The following is an 861-nucleotide window of genomic DNA, read 5'->3' on the forward strand; positions in this document are numbered from 1 at the left end:
GGGTGAGGGCGCGTGGCGCCGGAGAAGTCGCAGCAGAGCTGGCGGTACTGCGGTGGGCAGATCAAGCTCTGGCGCGAGGAGGCGCAGATCAGCCGACAGGCGCTCGCCGACGAGGCCGGGTACGACTACGAGTACGTCAAGTCGATGGAGTGCGGGCGCCGCCGGCCGACGCTCAGGCTGTTGCAGGTCGCGGACCAACTGTGCGGGGCGAGAGGGAAGCTGCTGGCCGGGTACGAGTTCCTGAAGCCGGAGCGCTATCTGTCATACGCCGAGGACTACGTGCAGTACGAAGCTGAGGCGGTCGTGCTGAGTTCTTACCAGCCGTTGCTGATCCCGGGACTGTTGCAGACCGAGGAGACGATCAGGGCTTATCTCAGCACGCACTTTCCTCCTCTGGATGATGAGCTGCTCGAAGAGCGGGTCGCGGGGCGCCTGGAAAGACAGTCGTTGCTTGAACAGCGCTCCAGGTCCTTCAACTTCGTCATCGGCGAACTCGCGTTGCGCAACCAGGTGGGTGGAGTGGAGGCGCATCGGAAGCAATTGCACCGATTGCTGGATGTCGGCAGGGCTCGCAACGTGACGGTTCAGGTGCTGACGTTCGCGGGGGCTGGACCTGAGCTCGATGGGCCCTTTGTGCTGCTTGAGACAGCCGAACATGACACTCTGGTTTACGAGGAGGGACAAGCGACAGCGAGGCTGTATGCCGACCCGGACAAGGTCAGTACTGTTGTTCAGCGCTATGCGATGATCCTTCGGAAGGCGCTCAGCCTTGATGAGTCGGCGCGCTTTATCGAGAAGTTGGCGGAGGAACTATGTCCACTGAGCTGATGTGGTTCAAGTCCAGCTACAGCAGCACCGGCG

Annotated in this window: 1 protein-coding gene; it reads left to right on the plus strand. The window is 62.0% G+C overall.

Going from position 1 to position 861, the window contains the following annotated elements; genetic code table 11:
* The first annotated feature begins 12 nt into the window (after positions 1–12).
* Positions 13–828, plus strand: coding sequence for a helix-turn-helix domain-containing protein (locus CCN35_RS14910; protein WP_086793032.1), 816 nt, complete (start codon positions 13–15; stop codon positions 826–828).
* Positions 829–861: the final 33 nt, after the last annotated feature.

The sequence above is a fragment of the Streptomyces thermovulgaris genome (assembly GCF_002155915.1).
GTDB classification, from domain to species: Bacteria; Actinomycetota; Actinomycetes; order Streptomycetales; family Streptomycetaceae; genus Streptomyces; species Streptomyces thermovulgaris.